Genomic DNA, 22,373 nt, shown 5'->3' on the forward strand with positions numbered 1-22,373 from the left:
ATGCATCTTCTGCTGGCTCAAAAAGGAACGATTGCTGAAGGCACCGAGGCAATTGATCTCGGCCAGACACCGGGAGATGTGCTGTTTCTTTCTGCTGCCGATACAGAACTTGCGAGCCTTGGTATGGCCCAACGGCAAGCTGGTAATGGCTTGTCGTTACGCTTGGCAAATATGATGGCGCTTGCGCATCCCATGTCCGTCGATGCCTATATCGAGCGGACAGCCCAATATTCCAAACTTATCGTTGTCAGGATTATCGGCGGCGAAAGCTATTGGCCTTACGGGTTGGAAGCGCTCCACGCCTGCGCTGTAAATCATAAGGTTCATTTGGCGGTTCTGCCGGGTGATGACAAGCCCGACCCGGGTCTGGACCGGTTTTCGACGGTTACGCGTCAGGATCGCGACGCTCTTTGGCATTACTTGCTGGAAGGTGGAGCGCAGAACGCGCAATACTTCCTCGACTATTGTGCGGCCATGATCCATGGTGGTGACAAGCCGCAAGAGGCTGCACCATTATTAAAGGCGGGCCTTTGGTGGCCGGGGAGCTCGGCTCCATCGCTAACCGAATTGCGCAAACACTGGGTGGCGGATGCTCCAATTGTTGCTATCTGCTTTTACAGGGCACTGGTGCAAAGCGGACAAATGCAACCCGTGGAAGCACTGGTTAGTGCGCTGAAGGCAAAGGGCCTTAACCCCTTGCCGGTTTTCGTTTCCAGCCTGAAAGATCCAGTCTCAGTTGCAACACTGACAGGTATTTTTAATGAAGCCGCGCCAGCAGTGGTCCTGAATGCAACTGGATTTGCGGTTTCGGTGCCCGGCGCGTCGCGTAAGCCCACCGTGCTTGAGCATGACGATGCTATGGTGCTGCAAGTCATCTTCTCAGGCTCAAGTGTCGATCAATGGTGCAATTCTGATCAGGGGCTTTCAGCGCGCGATCTGGCGATGAATGTTGCACTGCCCGAGATAGATGGTCGGGTTTTATCGCGCGCGGTGTCGTTCAAATCCGCACGCCATTATGATGAGGCGGTTCAAGCAAATATTGTTACGCATGAGCCTTTGGCCGATCGGGTTGAGTTCGTTGCAGCATTGGCTGCTGGCTGGGCTCGTCTTCGCGCCACAAAGCCTGCCAAGCGTTTGACGGCATTGATCATGGCGAACTATCCAAATCGCGATGGCCGCCTTGGCAATGGCGTCGGCTTGGATACGCCAGCTGCAACGCGGCATATACTCAATAAAATGCGCGAGCAGGGCTATCCGGTCGCCGATATTCCTGCCGATGGCGATGCTCTGATTAATCATTTGATGGCGGGACCAACCAATTCCGCGAATGATGGGCGCGAGGTGCGCGAAACGATTTCTCTGCGAGAATACAAGGACTTCTTCGATACTCTTCCTCAATCGATTCAGGCTGCAGTAGTCGAGCGTTGGGGCAAACCAGAAGCCGACCCGTATTTCATTGCAGGCGATAGCCTATTTGCGCTGCCTTTGACGAGATACGGCGAAACTCTTGTCGGCATTCAGCCGGCTCGTGGTTATAATATTGACCCGAAAGAGACTTACCATTCGCCTGATCTCGTGCCGCCGCATGGTTATATCGCATTCTATGCCTATCTGCGGAGCGTGTATGGTGCCCATGCCATTGTACATGTTGGCAAGCATGGTAATCTGGAGTGGCTGCCGGGCAAATCCCTCGCGCTATCCGAAGAATGCTATCCAGAGGCGGTTTTAGGCCCTGTTCCCCATATCTATCCTTTTATCGTCAATGACCCAGGTGAGGGTACGCAGGCTAAACGCCGTTCATCGGCAGTTATTATCGATCATCTGACGCCGCCACTGACCCGTGCTGAAAGCTATGGGCCGTTAAAGGATCTCGAGGCGCTTGTTGACGAATATTACGAAGCCTCGGGCGTTGATCCGCGTCGTCTTGTGCGTCTAAAGGGACAAATTCTCGATCTCGTGCGCGATATTGGCCTCGACACGGATGCCGGCATTCATGACCATGATCCAGATGATCTCGCTCTGCAAAAACTTGATGCCTATCTCTGTGATCTCAAGGAAATGCAGATTCGCGATGGATTGCATATTTTCGGGCAATCCCCCAAAGGCAGCCTGTTAACCGATTTGGTTGTGGCTTTGGCGCGTGTACCCCGCGGTTCGGGGCATGGATCTGATCAAAGTCTGCAACGTGCGATTGCTTTGGATCTCAAACTCGATGGCTTTGACCCGCTTGATTGTGACATGGCCGCGCCATGGGAAGGTTTGCGCCCGCGAGGCCTGAGAACTCTTTCCGATGCGTCTTGGCGTATCGCCGGAGACACGGTCGAGCGCATTGAAATCCTCGCGGCCAAGCTGGTGGCGGGTGAAATTGAATGCCCCGAAGATTGGGTTGCGACTACGGCGGTGCTGGAAGGTATCCGCGACAATCTGCATCCGGCTGTTTCAGCATGTGGCGACGCAGAAATTAATGCACTTTTGACGGCACTTGACGGACGTTTTGTAGCACCGGGACCTTCGGGAGCACCAACACGCGGACGGCCGGACGTTTTGCCAACAGGCCGCAACTTTTTTTCCATTGATACGCGCGCTGTGCCGACACCCGCCGCATGGGAATTGGGACAAAAATCTGCCGAGCTTTTGATCCGCCGATATACGCAAGATCATGGCGAATGGCCGACATCATTTGGTCTAACCGCTTGGGGCACGTCGAATATGCGCACTGGCGGAGATGATATTGCGCAGGCACTGGCGCTGATTGGAGTCAAACCCGTATGGGACATGGCATCCCGCCGGGTTACTGGATATGAAATCATTCCGATTGCTTTGCTGGGGCGTCCGCGCGTGGATATAACCTTGCGTATTTCCGGCTTTTTCCGGGATGCTTTTCCTGATCAAATTGCATTATTTGATACTGCCGTTCGTGCGGTGGGAGCATTGGACGAAGACGAGCAGGACAATCCTATTGCTGCGCGCATGCATAGTGAACAGGCGCGGTTGATTGCCGAAGGTGCCGACGAAAAGCTTGCCAAACAACGCGCGGGATTCCGTGTTTTTGGCTCAAAGCCGGGTGCTTATGGCGCGGGGCTGCAAGCGCTTATGGATGAGAATGATTGGGCGAAGCGCGATGATTTGGCCGAAGCGTGGCTGGTCTGGGGCGGCTACGCCTATGGTGCAGGCGAAGAGGGCAAGCCAGAGCGTGGCCTTCTCGAAGAACGATTGCGGACGGTAAATGCCGTTGTTCAAAATCAGGACAATCGGGAACATGATTTGCTTGATTCAGACGAGTATTACCAGTTTGAAGGTGGTATGTCGGCTGCGGTGGAGCTTGTGTCGGGCGAGCGGACCACGATCTACCACAATGATCATTCGCGCCCTGAAAAACCAGTCATCCGTACACTGGAAGAAGAGATTGCACGCACTGTGCGTGGGCGCGTGACAAACCCCAAATGGATTGCGGGTGTCATGCGTCATGGCTACAAGGGCGCTTTTGAAATGGCTGCCACAGTTGATTACCTGTTTGCTTTTGCCGCTACGACAGGGGCTGTGGGCGATCACCATTTTGAGGCAGTCTATCAGGCATTTCTGGTGGATGACGATGTGAGGGCTTTTCTTGCTGAGAAAAACCCCCATGCGCTGCGTGATATCGCCGAGAAACTGGAAGCTGCCGTGAATCGTGGTTTCTGGTCGCCACGTTCCAATTCGGCACGATTTGAACTGAGTAAGCTTGCTGCTTGAGATTATGATTCGGAAGGACACGCCAAATGGCTGAAAAATCACAAAAATTACAGAATCTGACCGAAGAGGAAATCAACGAACGGCACGCAGACAAGATGCGTAAGAAAAAGGCCGTTCGCGACAAGATACAGGCCACGAAAACGGACGAGAAGGGCTTGGTCATTGTCAATACGGGCAAAGGCAAAGGCAAGTCCACTGCCGGTTTCGGTGTTGTCTTCCGCGCATTGGGGCACGGCATGAAAGTCGGCGTCATTCAGTTCGTTAAAGGCTCGTGGGATACGGGTGAGCGCTGGGTTCTCGAAAAGTTTCCGGAGCAAGTGACGATTTCTGCCATGGGCGAGGGGTTTACCTGGGAAACGCAGGACCGTGCACGTGACATTGCGATGGCGCGCAATGCGTGGGAGCAGGCAAAGGCGATGATATTGGATGACGAAACTGAGTTGGTGCTTTGTGACGAACTGAATATCGCGCTTCGATATGATTATCTGCCCGTCGATGAAATCATTGACGTCTTGAAACAGAAGCCGCACATGAAACATGTCATTATCACAGGTCGTAATGCCAAGGATGAGCTAATCGAGTTTGCCGACCTTGTGACGGAAATGGAAATGATCAAACATCCTTTCCGTGCGGGCATCAAAGCACAGAAGGGTATCGAGTTCTGATGATGTAAGGCTGGCTGGTATTGCCGCTTGAAGTCGGACTTTAGAACAAGTCCGACAGCCACACACGGACTGGATTGTCGCTGTCAAGCAGAAGCTTGGTTGCCAAGGCCAGACATACGATGATGAGAAGCGGCTTGATGATTTTCGCGCCATTTTTCATAGCCATGCCAGCGCCAATGCGTGCACCAATGAACTGCGCCACTCCCATCAATAAACCGATTTTCCAGTTGATTGCGCCAAGAAATGCGAATGTTATGAATCCGCCAAGATTTGACGAGAAGTTCAGCAGTTTCGTGTGAGCAGTGGCTTTCAACAGGCCAAAACCTGCAAGGGAAACGAAAGAAAGCATGAAGAACGAGCCCGTGCCGGGCCCGAAAAGCCCATCATAGAAGCCGATCAAGGGAACGATGCAAAGGCCAAAAATAAAGGGTGTAAGGCGCTGCGCCCTGTCCACATCGCCCATATTGGGTTTGACAGCAAAGTAAAGCGCGATTGCTATTAGCAACAATGGCAAAAACGCGCGCAGCACGTCTCCGGGCAAGAACCCGGCCAGCAGAGCACCCCCAACCGCTCCAAGCGCTGCCATCAAGGCTGACGGCAGCTGCTTTTTCAAATCGACATGGCCCTTTTGCGCGTATGCCACGGTTGCGGAGGCCGAACCAAAAAGCGATTGCAACTTGTTGGTCCCGAGCGATTCTATTGGTGACATACCGGCCAGCAATAGCGCAGGTACTGTCACCAATCCGCCTCCTCCCGCAATCGAGTCTATGAAGCCTGCCGCAAAGGCGGCAGCGATCAAAATCAAATGAACATTGTCGAAAAAGGCGGACATGGCGGGAGACTCGTTTGAACGAGGCGGACAATAGTTGGATTTTCGCGTTTGGCGAGCGGTTTTGCGGGACAGTTATAGGGCTTGATGCGATTAGGCGCCCGCTGTGTTGTTTACGCACTTGAATTTGCTGGGTTGCGCTGCAATCAATTACGTCAAATCATTTCGGGGGTATAATGAGCGAGAGCATTTTTGATCGGATCACAGCGTTTCTGGGCACAAAGAGCGCGGTGCAGAAGGTAGCGGATGATCCGGTGCTCACAGCCGAACTTTTGCTGCTTTTGCATGTGGCGTTGGCGGATGGAAAAACTGAAAAGGCTGAGTATGCTGCGATCATGCGGATAGCATCGACCGATTTTGGTATTTCGCCCGACGAATTCGGAGAAGTTGCTGAATACCTCAAGGACTTTGGTTATGAGACCACCAGCAGCCAAGCGGCGCTGGCCTTTGCGGATGTTCCTTTTGAACGCAAGGTGCAACTGCTGCGCCATCTTCTTACGATCGCAAATGCGGATAATGAGCTTGATCCCAAAGAAGCCAATCTTATCCGCAAGACTGCGGAAATGTTGGGCGTAACTCCGGAAGAGCTGCATAAGTCTCATTAATGGAAACCTATACTCTTGGGCTTGGGTGTGAGCGCGGGTGTGATCCTGCCGAGCTGCTTGCTCTAGCAGAACACGTTATAACCACCGCCGGACGCGATATTTCGCGGCTAGCCGGTCTATTCACTATCGATCAGCGGATGAACGAGCCAGCGATTGTCTATGTCGCCACCCGCCTAGCAGTTCCTTTATACGCATTTGATGCCGCCAGGTTGGAAGTGGAAACGCCGCGCTTGCTCAATCCGTCTGCGCAGGTTTTCGCGCTTGTGGGTTGTCACGGCGTCGCTGAAGCTGCCGCGCTGGCGGGTGCGGGATCCAAAGCGCAGCTAATAGTTGGCAAGACAAAATCAGCTCACGCCACCGCGGCACTTGCAGTTTACAACGCAATCCCATAGCGAATTATCATGATTGTTCATTTTATTGGAGCGGGCCCCGGTGCCCCGGACCTTATCACAGTGCGGGGATTGAAGCTGATTCAATCTTGCCCTGTTTGTCTATATGCAGGCTCACTCGTCCCGCCGGAAATGGTTGCGGAGGTGCCGGAAGGCGCGCGCGTGGTCGACACGTCTTCGCTCAATCTCGATGAAATTATTGCAGAGTTTGAGTTGGCGCATGCGGAGGGCAAGGACGTAGCGCGTGTCCATTCCGGCGACCCATCGATTTATGGAGCGGTTGCCGAGCAAATGCGACGGCTGGATGCGCTGGGTATTGAGTATGACGTAACGCCGGGCGTGCCTGCCTTTGCTGCAGCAGCTGCCGCGCTTAAAAAGGAACTTACCGTTCCTGAGGTGTGTCAAACCATTATCCTCACCCGGACTTCGATGAAATCGTCCGCCATGCCAGCAGGAGAGGAGCTTGCGACTTTAGGCAAATCCGGTGCCACCATGGTGATCCATTTGTCGATCCGTAATTTGAAACGCATTGAGGAAGAGCTTTCCCCGCTTTATGGCGATGATTGTCCCGTCATTATCGCCTATCGTGTGGGTTGGCCGGATGAACAATTTCTTCACGGAACACTTGCAGATATCGCCGAAAAGGTTGCCGATTCTGGTTTGATGCGCTCCGCGATGATCTTTGTCGGGCGGGGATTATCCGCCGACGGCTTCAGAGATTCAGCGCTTTACCATAAGAGCCACAGCCACACATTGCGTTCAGGTTCCAAGTGAATTCAATGTCTCCCTGACAAAACCGATAACGCTCTCCACGTCGGGCAATATGCGGATTTCTGGGCGACGCGGTCGTTCAAGCATGATGACAGGAATACCCAGATCGCGGGCCGCCGTGATTTTGGCATAGGAGGCCTTGCCGCCCGAATTGCGGCAGACGATGTGGGTGATCCGCTTGGCGATAAGAAGGCTGGCCTCGCTTTCAACGGTCCCCGGTTTAGACAATTCCAGCTCGAAGTCGACAAGATCAAGCGGTGCTTCAGGCGGGTCGATCATGCGAACCACGAAGTGCACGCTGTTTCGCTTGGAGAATGTTGCGATATGTTGTTTGCCAAGCGCCAGCAGCACCCGTGCCTTTGATGGAATAGCATCTGCCGCCTGCGTCAATGTATCGACCACAACCCACTTGTCGCCAGGTTTCTTAAGCCATGCAGGACGTTCCAGTCTTACAAATGCGATCGGATTTACAGTTGTGCTGGCAAAAATAGCATTATCCGATATTTGCGTGGCAAAAGGGTGGGTCGCGTCAATTAACAGCTTGACGTTTTCGGCCTTGAGATAGTCTGCCAACCCTTGAGGTCCGCCAAAGCCGCCAACGCGGATTTCGCCCGCAATTTTTGCAGGCGCGAGGGTCCGACCGGCTAGTGATGAAATCACGCGCAGATGCGGTGCTTGCAAACGTGATGCGAGTTTAACTGCTTCCGCCGTGCCACCCAGAATGAGAATTGTTGTTTCAGACACGGGCGAGTACAGTCCCTTTGCGGTCAGTCACAATAACCTCCACGTCGACAGGGGCACCCTTCAGTGTATCAATTGCGGTCTGTTTCGCCTTGATGGCAATTGCGTGTGCAAGGTCAAACCCAAGCTCTTGAGTTATTTCAAGCACTTCCTGGGCCGTATTCGCATTTAGAATCCGGTTTCTCTCGGCTGGGTCTAGCCCGAGGTTTTCCGCCTCGTCTGCCAGAAAGGTCATATCCACCTGGCTGCGACCTGAATGAAGATCGAGAGCGCCTTGCGCAAGCTTGGTCAGTTTCGCAAATCCGCCCGCAATTGTGAGCCTGTCAATTGGGTGTACACGCAGATATTTGAGCAATCCTCCGGCAAAGTCCCCCATATCGAGAAGTGCAATCTCAGGCAGATTGTATATTGCCTGAGCAGCGTCCTCTGACGTGGATCCTGTTGCGGCAAGAACGTGTTTCAGTCCTGCTGCACGAGAAACATCAATGCCACGATGAATGGAATGTATCCAGGCAGCGCAAGAAAACGGGTAAACAATTCCGGTTGTCCCCAAGATGGAAATACCGCCAACAATTCCGAGGCGGGGGTTCCATGTCTGCTTGGCCAGTTCTTCGCCGTCCGGAACCGATATTGCGATTAGCAGATCCGCTGGCAAATCATATTCTGCGCATATTTCTTCGCATATCTTTGTCATCATCTCGCGGGGCACCGGATTTATAGCGGCTTGCCCGGGAGGAATGGGAAGGCCGGGCAGTGTAACTGTGCCAACACCTTCGCCAGCGGCAAACTGAATGCCGCTTCCCGGCGGAGCCGGGAACACCGTGGAGATTATGGTTGCACCATGTGTAACATCAGGGTCGTCTCCCGCATCTTTTACAATTCCAGCCATTGCGTAGCCTTCACCAATCGATTCTATGGCAAGCTGGAAGTGTGGAACTTCGCCTTTAGGCAAAATGATTGCCACCGGATCAGGAAATTCACCCGTGATCAGCGCGAGCAATGCTGCTTTGGTTGCTGCAGTTGCGCATGCCCCGGTTGTCCAGCCGCGGCGCAAGGGGCCTCCGCCGGGTTCGTGTGGTTTGCGCAAGGCGGTCTCAGGCTCGTTATTCATTCCAACCTTATAGACCAGCTTGTGCAATCGTTGCATGATTTTTCCGACAGGTGCATTCTTGCAGACAGAAAAATTGTGCTATGCGCAGATGAACGAGGTTAAATGATGCGCGCAAAGCGGAATAAGCTGCCGAAATTTGAGATTGGACATGTCTGGCTTGTTGGAGCCGGACCCGGTGATCCAGGACTTTTGACGTTGCATGCAGTCAATGCTCTGGAGCAGGCCGACGTGATTGTCTATGACGCGCTGGTGAACGAAGAATGTCTCTCATTTGCTGGCCCGTCCGCTGTTTTGGAATATGCCGGCAAGCGCGGTGGTAAACCTTCACCGCAGCAACGGGATATCTCTCTTCGGCTCGTTGAGCTCGCCCGTGCGGGCAAGCGGGTGCTCCGCCTGAAGGGTGGCGATCCATTTGTATTCGGCAGAGGCGGCGAGGAGGCACTTACCCTTGTCGAACATGACGTGCCGTTCCGGATTGTTCCCGGCATAACTGCTGGCATTGGCGGACTGGCCTATGCCGGTATTCCCGTTACCCATCGCGAAACCAATCAAAGCGTTACCTTTTTGACAGGGCACGATGCCACTGGCCTTGTTCCCGATTCGATGGACTGGAAGAGCATTGCACAGGGCTCTGCCGTTATCGTCATGTACATGGCGATGAAACATATTGGTCTTATAGCTTCGCGCTTGATGGAGGCGGGCCGCCCCTCTGACGAACCTGTCGCATTCGTCTGCAATGCCACCACCGCTCATCAGCAGGTGCTTGAAACAACGCTGGAGAAAGCAGAGTCTGATGTGGAGGCTGCTGATCTCAAGCCTCCGGCCATAGTGGTCGTTGGGCAGGTCGTTCGACTGCGTGGTGCGTTGGACTGGCTAGGCGCGCTTGAAGGTCGCGTCCTGACAAACGACCCGCTCGGTACGCGGCGCGCGAAGGATGCCGGATGAAAGGTTTCCTGATTGCCGCGCCCTCATCAGGTAGCGGAAAGACAACGGTTACGCTTGGCCTTTTGCGGGCATTGCGCAATTTGGGCGTTAATATTGCTCCCGCAAAAGCAGGTCCGGATTATATTGACCCTGCCTATCATGCGGTTGCCGCTGGCGCGCCTTGTGTCAATCTTGATCCTTGGGCCATGCGGCCCGACCTCATCAGTGCGCTAGCCTCCAGGCACGCAGAAGGCGACAAGACGTTGATCGTTGAGGGCATGATGGGGCTGTTTGACGGCGCTTTGGATGGCAAGGGCTCTGCCGCTGAGCTGGCCAAACATTTATCCCTGCCCATTATTCTGGTTGTCGATTGTGCCCGCCAATCGCATTCAATTGCCGCACTTGTCAGTGGGTTTCGTGATTTCCGGCGAGATGTCATGATTGCAGGACTTATTCTTAACCGCGTTGGCAGTGCGCGTCATGAAATGATGCTGCGTTCTGCATTGCAGCCGGTCGGGATTCCCATATTGGGATCATTACCCAAAAGCGAACAATTGCAGCTGCCGGAAAGACATCTTGGCTTAGTGCAAGCAGGCGAGCACCGCGATCTCGACAATTTCCTTGAAAATGCTGGTTTGATGGTCTCCGAACGGATTGATATCCAAAGCATTCTCGACATTGCGGGACGATATGGCCCATTGGAATCAATGGCTAATGTCAAGCGCGTTCCTCCGCTGGGGCAGAGAATAGCGGTGGCGCAGGACAATGCTTTTGCGTTCTCCTATTTTCATTTGCTGGATGGTTGGCGCAGGCGTGGTGCTGAAATCAGCTTCTTTTCTCCGCTTGCCGATAAGGTCCCTGCCGCGGACAGTGATGCGATTTATTTGCCTGGCGGCTATCCCGAGCTTTATGCGGGTAAGTTAGCCACAGCCAGCCACTTTGCCGAAGGGATGAAGCAGGCAGCGGCCAAAACCATCCCAATCTATGGTGAGTGCGGTGGCTATATGGTGCTTGGCGAAAGCATCGAAGATGCTGCGGGAGTTTCACATAGAATGCTCGGTCTATTGCCTGTTGAAACAAGCTTTGCAAAGCGCAAACTGCATCTGGGCTATCGACGACTGACGCCCGTCGAAGGGTCGCCTTTCCACACGCCCTTGACCGGACATGAATTTCACTACGCGAGCATTGTGCGAGAAGGAAAGGCACACCGCTTGTTTCATGTTAGCGATGCTTTGGACAATGATCTGGGCGATGCTGGTTTGCGCGTCGGTTCGGTCAGTGGTTCCTATATGCATGTAATTGATTTGGTTGGATGATGCAGATTGAACATGGAGGCGCCCTTGATGGCGCTGTAGCGCGGTTTGGCGGTGCGCCGTCGGATTGGATTGACCTTTCGACTGGCATTAATCCGGAATTGTTTCCATTGCCCGAGATTGGGCCGGAAATCTGGAACAGATTGCCGGATCAGAAGCTGTTAGCCACGGCAATTGCCGCAGCGCGGCGCTACTACGGCATCCGCGCTGAGGCTGGTATTGTCGCTGCGCCCGGCACTCAAGCTCTGATACAAATATTGCCGGAATTGATGCAAGTTGGTGAAGTCACGATCATTGGCCCCACATATCAAGAGCACGAATTTTCGTTCAAACAGGCTGGATGGCATGTTTCCCATCAGACTCAAATTGGCGAAATTCCTCGATCTGCAAAGATTGTTGTGATGGTCAATCCTAACAATCCCGACGGTCGGATTGTGCCTGCGGAAATCTTGATTAATCTTGCCAAGGAAATGCATGGCAGAGGTGGATATCTCATCGTGGATGAAGCCTTTGCTGACCCCCATCCAGAATGCAGCGTCGCTGCATATGCAGGCATGGATGGGCTGATTGTTCTCAAATCATTTGGCAAGTTCTTCGGCCTTGGCGGACTACGTCTCGGTTTTGCTTTGACCACCCATGCATATGCTGAGCGATTGGAACTGAGGCTTGGACCATGGGCCGTATCCGGGCCAGCGCTTGCCATAGCAGCTCATGCGTTTTCTGATGCGAAGCTTTTGAGCGAGTACACCTCGAGATTAAAAATTCGCCGCAAATTGCTCGCAGATGTTCTTTCAGAAGTTCAACTAATCGAGATTGGCGGAACGATGCTGTTTTCTCTAGTCAAATTCGATGAGGCGCATCGGCTTCATGACACATTATGCGAGCAGCGTGTCTTTACCCGGAAATTTAATAATGCGCCGCAGCACTTACGGTTCGGACTCCCGCTCGATGAGTTGGCAGCGAGCCGGTTGCATAAGCGACTTGCCTTGGCACTGAGTGCAATCCAGAACTGATATTTTGATTCAACAGGATAGAATCTATAATGGAAATCAACCTCTTGATCCTGTTTCTTGCCCTGCTGGCAGATCGTTATTTTGGCGACCCCGAATGGTTGTGGAAAAAAATACCGCATCCGGTTGTTATGTTTGGCAGAGCTATTTCCTATGTGGACAAGCGCTTTAATGTGCCGGGCAATTCCGACCAGCGGCGTCGGCGCGATGGTTTTCTTGCTGTGCTGGGACTTTTATTGCTTTCCGCGGCCATTGGCTTCTTTGTGCATCTGGCATTACGGACAATTCCGCCTTTTGGTGGTTTGATTGAAGCTATTATCGTCGCTGTTTTCTTGGCGCAGAAGAGTCTTGGCGATCATGTTGAGAGGGTCGCAATAGCATTGCGCGAAGAAGGACTGATTGGCGCACGGCATGCTGTTTCAATGATTGTGGGTCGCGATCCGGACGTCCTGGATGAGTCCGCGATCAGTCGGGCTGCCATTGAAAGTCTCGCTGAAAACACCTCGGATGGCATTATTGCTCCGGCGTTCTGGTTTGTACTGCTCGGGCTGCCTGGTCTATTCGCTTACAAAATGCTGAACACGGCTGACTCCATGATCGGACATTTGAATGATCGTCATCGCGATTTTGGCCGCTTTGCCGCAAAGCTGGACGATGCTGCCAATTGGGTACCGGCGCGTTTAACTGGTTTGTTGATCGCTTGTGCAGCTTGGGTCGTTTACGGTTACCGCGCCGCCAAACAGTCTTTCGATGTCATGATGCGGGACGCTCGCTTGCATAGATCGCCAAATGCTGGCTGGCCTGAAGCGGCAATGGCGGGGGCAATCGACGTAGCGCTGGCGGGCCCGCGCATTTATGGCGGCGTCATCGCAAATGAACCAATGTTGAATGGTGCTGGGCGGCGGGACGCGGGGTTGGAGAATATCGAGGATGCTTTACATGTTTTCAGCACAACAACAGCGATCTTCGCGATAGCAGTTCTTACCCTTTTTATTGTTGGCCTGTTTTTCTAGAGCAAGCGCACTATCAGCGCATATAGCGCAATTTGGGATCGAGAAAGTCTCTAAGCCCGTCGCCAAGCAAATTGAGCCCGAGCACTGTCACCATGATGGCCAGTCCTGGAAAAAGGGCCATGTGCGGCGCGAGGCTGATCATGGTTTGTGCCTCAAACAGCATTCGGCCCCAGCTTGGCATTGGCGGTTGAGCGCCGAGTCCGACATAGGACAGCCCAGCTTCAGCAAGAATGCCGAGGGAAAACTGGATTGTGCCCTGTATAATCAAGATATTGGCCAAGTTCGGCAGGATGTGATCGAGGGTGATACGGCCTTCACCTTTGCCGATGGCCCGAGCGGCAAGAACAAATTCCCGAACCCAAAGCGCTAGCGCCGCTCCTCGCGCGACACGCGCGAACACTGGAATGTTGAAGATGCCGATGGCAATGATAGCGTTAACGGCTCCAGGGCCAAAAATGGCGGTGATCATGACGGCCGACAGAAGGGCAGGGAAAGCAAAAATGAGGTCGTTGAATCGCATAAGCATCTCGTCGACAATGCCGCCGCGGGCAGCAGCCCAAAGTCCCAATGGGACACCGATACCAGCGCCAATCGCAACCGAAACAAACGCGACGAAAATCGAAGCGCGGCTGCCGACCATGATCATAGACAGGATATCTCGACCGAAATGGTCTGTACCCAGCCAGTGCGAAATGGATGGCGGCTTTAACTTCGCGACTATATCAAGCGCTGAGACGCTGTAGGGCGTCCACAAGAACGATAGACCAGCCATCAATGCCACGATAAGCGTGATGATCGTTCCAATCAGAAATGACCTGTTGCCGATCAGACTTTCGAATTTGCGGCTCACTTGCGGCTCCACAAACGCGGGTCGACAATGGCGTAGGACAGATCAACGAGGACGTTAACTGCAATCACAGTAGCCACGAGAATCATGACGACACCCTCTACCACTATCAGGTCGCGTTGAGTGATTGCTTGGAATACCAAGCGCCCCAGACCCGGCAGGTAGAATACATTCTCCACGATGATTGTACCGGCGAGGAGAAATGAAAATTGCATGCCAAGTATAGTCAAGACGGGTATTAGCGCGTTACGCAACGCATGATGATAAAGCACTTTGCGCCGTGACAGCCCTTTGGCACGGGCGGTGCGTATATAATCTTCGCCGAGAACGTCTAGCAAAGAAGATCGGGTTACCCGAGCGAGAATTGAAGCTTGAGGCAAGGCTAAGGCAACCGATGGCAATATCAGTGACTTTATGCTCGGCCAAAAGCCGTTTTCCCATCCAGCGAACCCGCCAGCTGGCAAAAGACGTAACATAACTGCAAATATATAGACGAGGAGCAGAGCAAACCAGAAATTCGGGATTGCTACGCCAACTTGCGCAATTCCCATCGCAGTCGTGTCTGCTGTGCTGCCGCGCCTTGATGCTGCGAATATTCCAATCGGAATGGCTATTATTGTCGAAAGAGCGAGCGAAATCAGCGCCAAAGGTAGGGAAACCGCAATCCGCTCTTTAATGAGATCAATTACCGGAACCGAATAGGTGTAAGACTTGCCAAAATCTCCGGTCAGCAAATCGCCCAGCCAACTGAAATATCGTAAAATCAGGGGTCGGTTAAATCCCATCTGATCTTGTAAGGCTCGAACGGCGTCTTCGGTAGCATTGATACCGAGCATTAGTCGCGCCGGATCACCCGGCACAACTTCCAACACGGCAAATACAATGATTGATGCCGCCAGCAACGTAAGGATGCCAATAACCACGCGTTTTGACGCGTAGCTCAGCATGCCATCCCTTTTTGAAAGCCAGGAGTCATCTTTAATCGGCCCATTTTACTGCGGTCAAATCATTTGCCTGAATTGGTCCGTTCTCCCAAAGGCCCTCGATTTTTGCGTCCCATATGCCGGTTTTTGGCAATTGAAACAAAAATGCTGCGGGTTCGTCGGCTGCGAGCAGCTTTTGCGCCTGCTGATAAAGCTCAATGCGCTTTGGTCCATCGGAAGTTGCATCTATCTGCTTGATCAATTCCTTAAACGGAGCGCTGTCATAATTGAAATAGTAATCATCGCGCGCAAAAATGTTGAGATCGTTTGGCTCGGTGTGAGAAACGATTGTCATCTCATAGTTTTTATTCTTGAAGACTTGGTCGAGCCATTGCGCCCATTCTACCGGGATAATTTCGGCTTCTATCCCAATCTCACGCAGTTGAGCGGCAATAATCTCGCCGCCACGCCGTGCATAGGTCGGGGGTGGCAATTTGAGCGTTGTCTTGAAGCCGTCGGCATAACCAGCTTCAGCCAAAAGCTTCTTGGCAAGTTCGGGATCATAGGCGGCTTCTGCCGTCAAATCCAAATAGGCCGGATGATGTGGTGGAAAGAATGAACCAATCGGAGTTCCAAATCCAAACATGGTTCCATCGATAACCGTCTTGCGGTCAATTGCATGTGCAATTGCCTGACGCACTTTGACGTTGTCGAAGGGGGGCTTCTTATTGTTCATGCCCATCACTGTTTCGCCTTCGGTCGTGCCGATCACGACCTTGAAGCGCGGATCTGCCTGAAATTGAGCAATGGTTTCATAGCTGGGGAAAACCGGAAATGCCTGCACATCACCCGCCAAAAGAGCCGCTGTTGCTGCCGCTGGATCGGGGATAATGCGAAACGTGGCTTTTTCGAGCGTTGCTGGCGTTCCCCAATAGTCCGGATTTTTCGCGATGACGATCTGCGATCCCTTTGCCCAGTTTTCCAATTTGAAAGGGCCGGTGCCGATTGGCTTGTCCTTATTGGTATCGGCGCTTTCCGGCGCAACAATAACCGCATCGCCCCAAGCCATATTATAGAGAAAATCACCGCTCGGTTGTTTCAAAGCCACTTTGACAGTCAGCGGATCGACGCTTTCGACCGTATCTATCGCAGCAAAGAGACCCTTCTGGGCATTGGTTGACGTGTCGCCTCGAGCTCTGTCGAGGGAGAACTTCACATCGTCCGCATCAAATGTCGTGCCATCGTGAAATTTAACGCCCTTATGCAGCTTGAACGTATAGACCTTGCCGTCGTCTGATTTGGTCCAGCTTTCGGCCAAAGCGGGCAGGACATCACCTTTCTGGCCAATGCGCGTCAAACCCTCAAATATATTGGCATATACGATCTCATCGATCGCCGCTGCGGCGCCGGCTGTCGGATCAAGATGCGGCGGCTCCAATACAATGCCGAGCACGAGATCCGTCTTCGCTGCAAATGAAGCGGTTGCCGAGAGCAGGGCGACTGCCGTGCCGAACAAAAATGCTTTCCAGATATTCATTCAGCGTCTCCCATTAAATCGAACCGGACAGTAGCACTTTCAGGCCAAGAGCCATCACTTTGGCTGACTCGATCATATCTTCAATACCGACATATTCATCCGGCCGGTGGGCAAGATCGAGAATGCCCGGACCATAGGCGATGCAATCGTGCAAAAGCCCGATACGCGCAATATGTTTCTGATCATATGTTCCGGGCGAAATCACATATTCCGGTTCTTTGCCGAAAACAGAGCGAATCGCCTGTGCAACTGCCGTTACGACAGGAGCGTCACGCTCGGTCATCAAGGGCTGTACTTCCATGATGTCGCGAATTTTGTAATGGAACTTTGGCCGTTCCCATTGAAGGCGGTCCAGGATTGATGTGACCTCGCGCTTGACCTCGTCAATATCCTCCTCAAGCAGGAAGCGCCGATCGATTGTAAGCCGGCATGAATCTGGAACATTGGGCGAGGGCAGCCCCGAAAAATCATCGGTCTGTCCGCCATGAATCGAGTTGATATTCATCGTCGATCGCCGCGCGCCCTCGGGAACCACCGGCATCCGGGTTTCTTTCCGATCGAGGGCGGGAAAAAGTTCTTTCTCAAATGCATCAAGAACTGCACCCATATGCCTGACTGCGCAATCACCAAGAAATGGCATCGAGCCATGCGCGATCTCGCCCTTGGTTTCGATCTCCGCCCACCACACGCCGCGATGACCAAGGCAAATACGATCCTTGTTCAGTGGTTCGGGAATGATCACGTGATCAACCCGAGGTTTGGAAAAGAACCCCTTGCTAGCAAGATAGGCTACGCCGCCAAAGCCGCCGGACTCCTCGTCCACTGTGCCTGAAATCTCTATGGCGCCAGCAAAATCAGGGTAGACTTCGAGAAAAGCTTCTGCAGCTATAATTGAAGCGGCGAGACCGCCTTTCATGTCGCATGCGCCACGACCGTAGATTTTGCCATCCTTGACGACACCTCCAAAAGGGTCGACGGTCCAGCCTTTGCCAGTATCTACGACATCAATATGCGAATTGAAATGAACGGTCTGGCCAGGAGTGCGACCATCGAAGCGCGCAAGGACATTTGTCCGTGGATACCGGTCCGTATCGCCAGGGGTTCCTTCAGCGCGAATCAATTGCGTTTCAAAACCACTCTTCTGCAATCGTTGTGCGATGTACTCTGCGCAGGGGGCGTAGGCTTCGCCCGGTGGATTAATCGTCGGAAAGCGTATCAACTCTTGCGTGAGTGCGATCAGATCGTCACTTCGTTTATCAATCGCGCGGGAAAGCTTTTCGTCCATTCGCCTATCAAATCAGGCGGTATCCCGATTTGGCAAGAGGCAAGTTTCGCAACGATGGCAAATTGCCGCTTTCCTGGTGAGATGTCGTTTGAGTGTTTGGTAGATTGGAATTGTTCTTATAAAACAGCATGTGAAGCTGATGATGATCGGGGCAACACGACATGAATTCCGAACCACGCCTTGCCCTGTCCGAGCCGGTTGGTGACGAGATTGCCAAAACGACTTGTTATATGTGTGCCTGCCGCTGCGGCATTGATGTCCATTTGAAGGATGGAAAAGTTCGCTACATCGAGGGCAATCGCGATCACCCGATTAACAAGGGTGTGCTTTGCGCCAAGGGCTCAGCGGGAATCATGCAGCATTATTCGCCCGCGCGATTGCGTGCGCCGTTGCTCCGCACGGGACCGCGCGGATCGGGTGAATTTAGGGAAATCAGTTGGGACGAAGCGCTTAAGCTGGCGGTCGATTGGCTGCAACCAATCCGCGATACAGCACCGCAGAAACTCGCTTTTTTTACGGGCCGAGATCAAAGCCAGGCATTGACGAGCTTTTGGGCTCAAAATTTCGGGACGCCTAATTATGCGGCCCATGGCGGGTTCTGCTCAGTCAACATGGCAGCCGCTGGCATTTATACAATCGGCGGGGCATTTTGGGAGTTTGGCGCACCGGATTGGGACAAAACAAAGCTGTTCGTGCTCTTTGGCGTGGCGGAAGATCACGATTCCAATCCCATCAAGATTGGCATTTCAAAACTTAAGAAGCGGGGCGCGCGCTTTGTTTCGGTCAATCCGGTTCGCACCGGATATTCCGCTATCGCCGATAATTGGATTGGCATCCGGCCGGGCACAGACGGCCTGCTTGTCCTGAGCATTATCCATGAGCTGTTCCGGACGGGTAAGATCGATCTGGACTATCTTGCCCGGTATACCAATGCGCCTTGGCTGGTAATCGACAATGAGGGCCACGAAGATCACGGCCTGTTCTTGCGCGATGATCTTGGAAAAGCGCTGATTAGAGACCGAAAGACAGGCGCTGTCGTGCGTTTCGATGAGCCGGGCCATATTGCCGATCTTAACGCTGAATTTACGACAGCAGATGGACTCAAGGTGCGCAGCGTTCTGCGGTTAATGGCGGAGAAATATCTCGATCCGAAATATGCTCCCGAAGCTGTTGCAACTGAAACCGGGGTTTCAGCGACAACAATTAGCGGGCTTGCTTCAGAGATTGCGCGCGTAGCCTTCGAAGAAGAAATTATAGTCGAGCAGCCCTGGATCGATATGAAGGGCGAGCAGCATGAGGTCATGATTGGGCGACCGGTCAGCTTCCACGCCATGCGTGGCATTTCTGCTCATTCCAATGGCTTTCAATCGGCCCGCGCCTTGCATGTGTTGCAGACAATCATTGGTTCCATCGATTGTCCTGGCGGCTATCGTTACAAGCCGCCCTATCCAAAACCTGCTACGGCGCACCCCCGGCCTCATGGTCGTTCGGAACATGTGACGCCGGGAAAACCTCTGGCTGGGCCACATCTCGGATATCCATTGGGTCCGGAAGATCTGCTTGTTGATGCTGAAGGCAAGCCGCAGCGGATAGACAAGGCGTTTTCGTGGGAAGCGCCACTCTCTGCCCACGGCATGATGCACATGGTGATCGCCAATGCTCATGCGGGCGATCCTTACCCGATTGACGTGCTGTTTCTGTACATGGCTAATATGGCCTGGAACTCGTCGATGAACACGCGTGGCACGATCAAGATGCTGGAGGAGCGTGACGAGGCAACCGGCGAATATAAGATTCCGAAAATTATCTACTCCGATGCCTATTCATCGGAAATGGTTGCTTATGCCGATCTTGTCTTGCCCGATACGACTTATCTCGAACGGCATGACTGTATCTCACTACTGGACAGACCTATTTCTGAACCGGGGGCCGTATGTGATGCAATTCGCTGGCCTGTCATCAAGCCTGACCGGGATGTACGCGGTTTCCAATCGGTATTGATAGACCTTGGTGCTCGGTTGAAGCTGCCGGGCTTTGTGAACGAGGATGGTGAGGCGCTCTACAAGGATTATGCCGATTATATCGCCAATCACCAGCGCAAGCCGGGTATTGGTCCATTGTCAGGTTGGCGCGGCGCTCAAGCCGATAGCGAGGGCAGGGGCGCTCCCAATCAGGATCAAATTCAAAATTATATTGATAATGGAGCCTTTTGGACAAAACACATTCCGCAGGAGGCATTGTATTTCAAACATCACAATGCCGCGTATCAGCAATTCGCAATCGATATGGGCTTCTTCGATACTCCCCAGCCGGTGACGATTCAGCTCTATGTGGAGACGTTGCAGAAGTTCCGCCTTTCCGCAGAAGGCATTCGAAAACCCTTTGCGCCATCGCAATACAAGCAGCGCCTGCTGGAATGTTTCTACCCACTGCCGGATTGGTACCGCCCGTTTGAAGAACAGGGTGTTGATACGACGGAATTTCCGTACCATGCGATTACCCAGCGCCCGATGGCCATGTACCATTCTTGGGGTTCGCAAAATGCCTGGTTGCGCCAGATCCACACGAAAAACCCGCTATATGTGCCAGGTGTCATCTGCGATGAGATCGGGTTGAGTGATGGAGACTGGGCTTGGATTATCTCCCATCATGGCCGGATCAAATGTGAAATTGCCCGTACTGATGCCGTGAATGGCAAAACCATGTGGACATGGAACGCAATTGGCAAGCGTGGCGGAGCCTGGGCGCTTGAGCCAAATTCGCCCGAGGCCACCAAGGGATTCTTGCTGAACCATCTTATTCACGAGTTGCTACCACCGAAATCCGATGGCATGCGCTGGTCTAATTCCGATCCGATTACCGGACAGGCGGCATGGTATGATCTGCGCGTACGAATTGAGAAAGCTGAAATTGGCGAAGGGTTTAGCGAGCCGCATTTCAAGGCGATAAAGCGTTCTGGAAGCCAAAAGGAGCCGCCGGAAGAAGTGCGTTATGGGCAGGAGTGGGCGAAATGACGAGTCTGCCACACAGCCCTGCCTCAAAAAAACTGGGTCTGGTTATCGACCTTGATGTTTGCGTTGGTTGTCATGCCTGTGTCATCAGTTGCAAGGAGTGGAACACGGGTGGTTATGGCAGCGCCTTGTCTGACCAACATGCCTATGGCGCAGATGTATCTGGCACATTTCTCAATCGCATTCACAGCTTTGAAGTTGTTCCGGAAGGTGGCCTGATCATCGGCGAAGCGGGTGAAGCCCGTGTGGTACATTTTCCCAAGTCCTGCCTGCACTGCGAAGATGCACCTTGCGTAACGGTGTGCCCAACGGGAGCCTCATACAAGCGTGCAGAAGACGGTATAGTGCTGGTGGACGAGGATAAGTGTATTGGCTGCGGGCTTTGCGCCTGGTCATGCGCCTATGGTGCCCGGGAAATGGATCTGGCTGCCGGCGTGATGAAGAAATGCACGCTCTGCGTTGACCGTATCTATAATGAGACATTGAAGCAGGAGGATCGTGTTCCTTCCTGCGTCAGAACCTGTCCGGTCAATGCTCGGCACTTTGGTGATCTTGGTGACCCGAATTCCGATGTCTCCATGATGGTTGCAGAGCGGGGTGGTTTTGATCTGATGCCGGAACAGGGTACAAGGCCGACGAATAAATATTTGCCCCCACGTCCTCGTAGTTCATTGAGTGATGTTGCACCGATTATTCCGCTTGCGGAAAATACCGAAGGTGCGCGTGGCTTCTTTGCATGGCTCGACAAAACGTTGGATAGAATCTGATGCATCCAGCGTTTTCGATGATCATTTTCACGACCTTATCGGGATTGGGCTATGGCCTAGCCATTGTGCTCGGCCTTGGCTTTTTCGATGCTGCCATGGTTGCAACAAAGCTAGCCTACTTGACCTCGCTAACTCTCATTGCAACAGGCTTGATCGCGTCGCTTTTCCATTTAGGAAATCCACAACGCGCTTGGCGGGCGCTGAGCCAATGGCGTTCCAGTTGGTTGTCGCGTGAAGGTGTCATGGCAATCGCTACCTTTGTTCCCTTTATGTTAAGCGCCGGTTTGGCAATTTTTGCCAATCGGTATGATGCGACTCTGGGTTTGATCAGTGTGCTCGGTTCGCTATTGACGGTCTATTGCACGTCAATGATTTATGGGTCGCTGAAGACTGTAGACTCTTGGCACACAAGGCTTACGCCCCTCTGTTTTATATCGTTTTCACTGGCTGGCGGCTTTCTGCTGGCAAGCACTTTTTCCGGTATGCTTATACTCGAGCTGTTGGCCGTGCTGTTATTATTGACAGCGCTTATCGCCAAGATGGTATGGCGCAATCGCATCGCGACACTCGTGCCACGCTCAACACCGGAAAGCGCAACCGGGCTCGGTTTTATCGGAAAGGTCCGGCTGTTTGAGAGGCCCCACTCACTCGATAATTATCTGACACGTGAGATGGGTTTTCGCGTTGCCCGCAAACACGCTGCCAAGCTATGGATCATTTCATGGTTGAGCGGCGTGGTATTGCCTATAGTGGCTTTACTATCTGCCATGGCGTTGGGAACCGGCCTGCCAGCGCAATTAATACTCGCTGTCGCTGCTGTCAGCCACTTATTGGGGATATTTGTGGAACGCTGGTTGTTTTTTGCCGAGGCAAAACACGCCGTGACCAATTACTACTAAA

19 protein-coding genes are annotated in these 22,373 nt (G+C 53.0%); 12 read left to right on the forward strand and 7 right to left on the reverse strand.

The window, feature by feature from the left end; translation table 11 throughout:
* Positions 1-3,732, forward strand: coding sequence for a cobaltochelatase subunit CobN (gene cobN / locus V9K92_RS18110; RefSeq protein WP_337354581.1), 3,732 nt, complete (start codon positions 1-3; stop codon positions 3,730-3,732).
* 26 nt (positions 3,733-3,758) lie between these two features.
* Entirely contained in the window at positions 3,759-4,397 is a 639-nt protein-coding gene (cobO, locus tag V9K92_RS18115) for a cob(I)yrinic acid a,c-diamide adenosyltransferase (protein WP_115052677.1), read from the forward strand.
* Between the two features lie 40 nt (positions 4,398-4,437).
* On the opposite strand, the gene V9K92_RS18120 is transcribed toward cobO, so the two are convergent.
* Positions 4,438-5,229, reverse strand: a complete 792-nt coding sequence (locus V9K92_RS18120) for a TSUP family transporter (protein WP_337354582.1) — start codon at positions 5,227-5,229, stop codon at positions 4,438-4,440.
* 173 nt (positions 5,230-5,402) lie between these two features.
* Between V9K92_RS18120 and V9K92_RS18125 the strand changes: the two genes are divergently transcribed.
* From V9K92_RS18125 to cobM, 3 genes are read left to right on the forward strand one after another with little or no spacing between them, the layout of a single operon-like run.
* Positions 5,403-5,831 (forward strand): tellurite resistance TerB family protein, encoded by a 429-nt coding sequence (locus V9K92_RS18125; protein WP_115052679.1) that lies wholly within the window; start codon positions 5,403-5,405, stop codon positions 5,829-5,831.
* Positions 5,831-6,223: a cobalamin biosynthesis protein gene (locus tag V9K92_RS18130; protein WP_115052680.1), complete on the forward strand. Its 393-nt coding sequence runs from the start codon at positions 5,831-5,833 to the stop codon at positions 6,221-6,223. The genes V9K92_RS18125 and V9K92_RS18130 overlap by 1 nt, the downstream gene beginning before the upstream one ends.
* Positions 6,224-6,232: 9 nt before the next feature.
* Positions 6,233-6,994 (forward strand): precorrin-4 C(11)-methyltransferase, encoded by a 762-nt coding sequence (gene cobM, locus V9K92_RS18135; RefSeq protein WP_337354583.1) that lies wholly within the window; start codon positions 6,233-6,235, stop codon positions 6,992-6,994.
* Here cobM and V9K92_RS18140 read toward each other — a convergent pair.
* Together V9K92_RS18140 and V9K92_RS18145 are read right to left on the reverse strand one after the other, a co-directional pair.
* Positions 6,980-7,735, reverse strand: a complete 756-nt coding sequence (locus tag V9K92_RS18140; RefSeq protein WP_337354584.1) for a cobalt-precorrin-6A reductase — start codon at positions 7,733-7,735, stop codon at positions 6,980-6,982. The genes cobM and V9K92_RS18140 overlap by 15 nt on opposite strands.
* The gene (locus tag V9K92_RS18145) at positions 7,728-8,843 is read right to left on the reverse strand and encodes a cobalt-precorrin-5B (C(1))-methyltransferase (protein WP_337354787.1); all 1,116 of its coding nucleotides are present in this window, start codon (positions 8,841-8,843) and stop codon (positions 7,728-7,730) included. Before V9K92_RS18145 ends, V9K92_RS18140 begins: the two co-directional genes overlap by 8 nt.
* A 105-nt stretch (positions 8,844-8,948) precedes the next feature.
* On the opposite strand from V9K92_RS18145, the gene cobA reads away from it, so the two are divergent.
* Genes cobA through cbiB form a run of 4 tightly spaced genes read left to right on the forward strand, consistent with a single transcriptional unit; the run spans position 8,949 to position 13,103 of the window.
* On the forward strand, positions 8,949-9,788 hold the full coding sequence (gene cobA, locus V9K92_RS18150; RefSeq protein WP_307286612.1) for a uroporphyrinogen-III C-methyltransferase: 840 nt from the start codon (positions 8,949-8,951) through the stop codon (positions 9,786-9,788).
* Entirely contained in the window at positions 9,785-11,083 is a 1,299-nt protein-coding gene (locus tag V9K92_RS18155; RefSeq protein WP_337354585.1) for a cobyrinate a,c-diamide synthase, read from the forward strand. The genes cobA and V9K92_RS18155 overlap by 4 nt, the downstream gene beginning before the upstream one ends.
* Entirely contained in the window at positions 11,083-12,093 is a 1,011-nt protein-coding gene (cobD, locus tag V9K92_RS18160; RefSeq protein WP_337354788.1) for a threonine-phosphate decarboxylase CobD, read from the forward strand. Before V9K92_RS18155 ends, cobD begins: the two co-directional genes overlap by 1 nt.
* A 29-nt stretch (positions 12,094-12,122) precedes the next feature.
* Entirely contained in the window at positions 12,123-13,103 is a 981-nt protein-coding gene (cbiB, locus tag V9K92_RS18165) for an adenosylcobinamide-phosphate synthase CbiB (protein WP_337354586.1), read from the forward strand.
* Positions 13,104-13,116: 13 nt separating this feature from the next.
* Here the strand turns inward: cbiB and V9K92_RS18170 are convergent, their stop codons facing one another.
* The 4 genes from V9K92_RS18170 to V9K92_RS18185 are packed head-to-tail and all read right to left on the reverse strand — an operon-like array spanning position 13,117 to position 17,695.
* Complete coding sequence (locus V9K92_RS18170; RefSeq protein WP_336439851.1) at positions 13,117-13,953, reverse strand: ABC transporter permease; 837 nt, start codon at positions 13,951-13,953, stop codon at positions 13,117-13,119.
* The gene (locus tag V9K92_RS18175) at positions 13,950-14,897 is read right to left on the reverse strand and encodes an ABC transporter permease (RefSeq protein WP_337354587.1); all 948 of its coding nucleotides are present in this window, start codon (positions 14,895-14,897) and stop codon (positions 13,950-13,952) included. Before V9K92_RS18175 ends, V9K92_RS18170 begins: the two co-directional genes overlap by 4 nt.
* Positions 14,898-14,928: 31 nt before the next feature.
* A complete protein-coding gene (locus tag V9K92_RS18180; RefSeq protein WP_337354588.1) occupies positions 14,929-16,410 on the reverse strand; it encodes an ABC transporter substrate-binding protein in 1,482 nt (493 codons plus the stop codon).
* 13 nt (positions 16,411-16,423) lie between these two features.
* On the reverse strand, positions 16,424-17,695 hold the full coding sequence (locus V9K92_RS18185; protein WP_337354589.1) for an acetylornithine deacetylase/succinyl-diaminopimelate desuccinylase family protein: 1,272 nt from the start codon (positions 17,693-17,695) through the stop codon (positions 16,424-16,426).
* A 161-nt stretch (positions 17,696-17,856) separates the two neighbouring features.
* On the opposite strand from V9K92_RS18185, the gene V9K92_RS18190 reads away from it, so the two are divergent.
* The 3 genes from V9K92_RS18190 to V9K92_RS18200 are packed head-to-tail and all read left to right on the forward strand — an operon-like array spanning position 17,857 to position 22,372.
* On the forward strand, positions 17,857-20,709 hold the full coding sequence (locus V9K92_RS18190; protein WP_337354590.1) for a molybdopterin oxidoreductase family protein: 2,853 nt from the start codon (positions 17,857-17,859) through the stop codon (positions 20,707-20,709).
* Entirely contained in the window at positions 20,706-21,473 is a 768-nt protein-coding gene (locus V9K92_RS18195; protein ID WP_336439857.1) for a 4Fe-4S dicluster domain-containing protein, read from the forward strand. The genes V9K92_RS18190 and V9K92_RS18195 overlap by 4 nt, the downstream gene beginning before the upstream one ends.
* Entirely contained in the window at positions 21,473-22,372 is a 900-nt protein-coding gene (locus V9K92_RS18200; protein WP_337354591.1) for a dimethyl sulfoxide reductase anchor subunit family protein, read from the forward strand. Before V9K92_RS18195 ends, V9K92_RS18200 begins: the two co-directional genes overlap by 1 nt.
* Position 22,373: the final 1 nt, after the last annotated feature.

The organism is Phyllobacterium sp. CCNWLW109 (assembly GCF_037203905.1).
Lineage (GTDB): Bacteria > Pseudomonadota > Alphaproteobacteria > Rhizobiales > Rhizobiaceae > Phyllobacterium > Phyllobacterium ifriqiyense.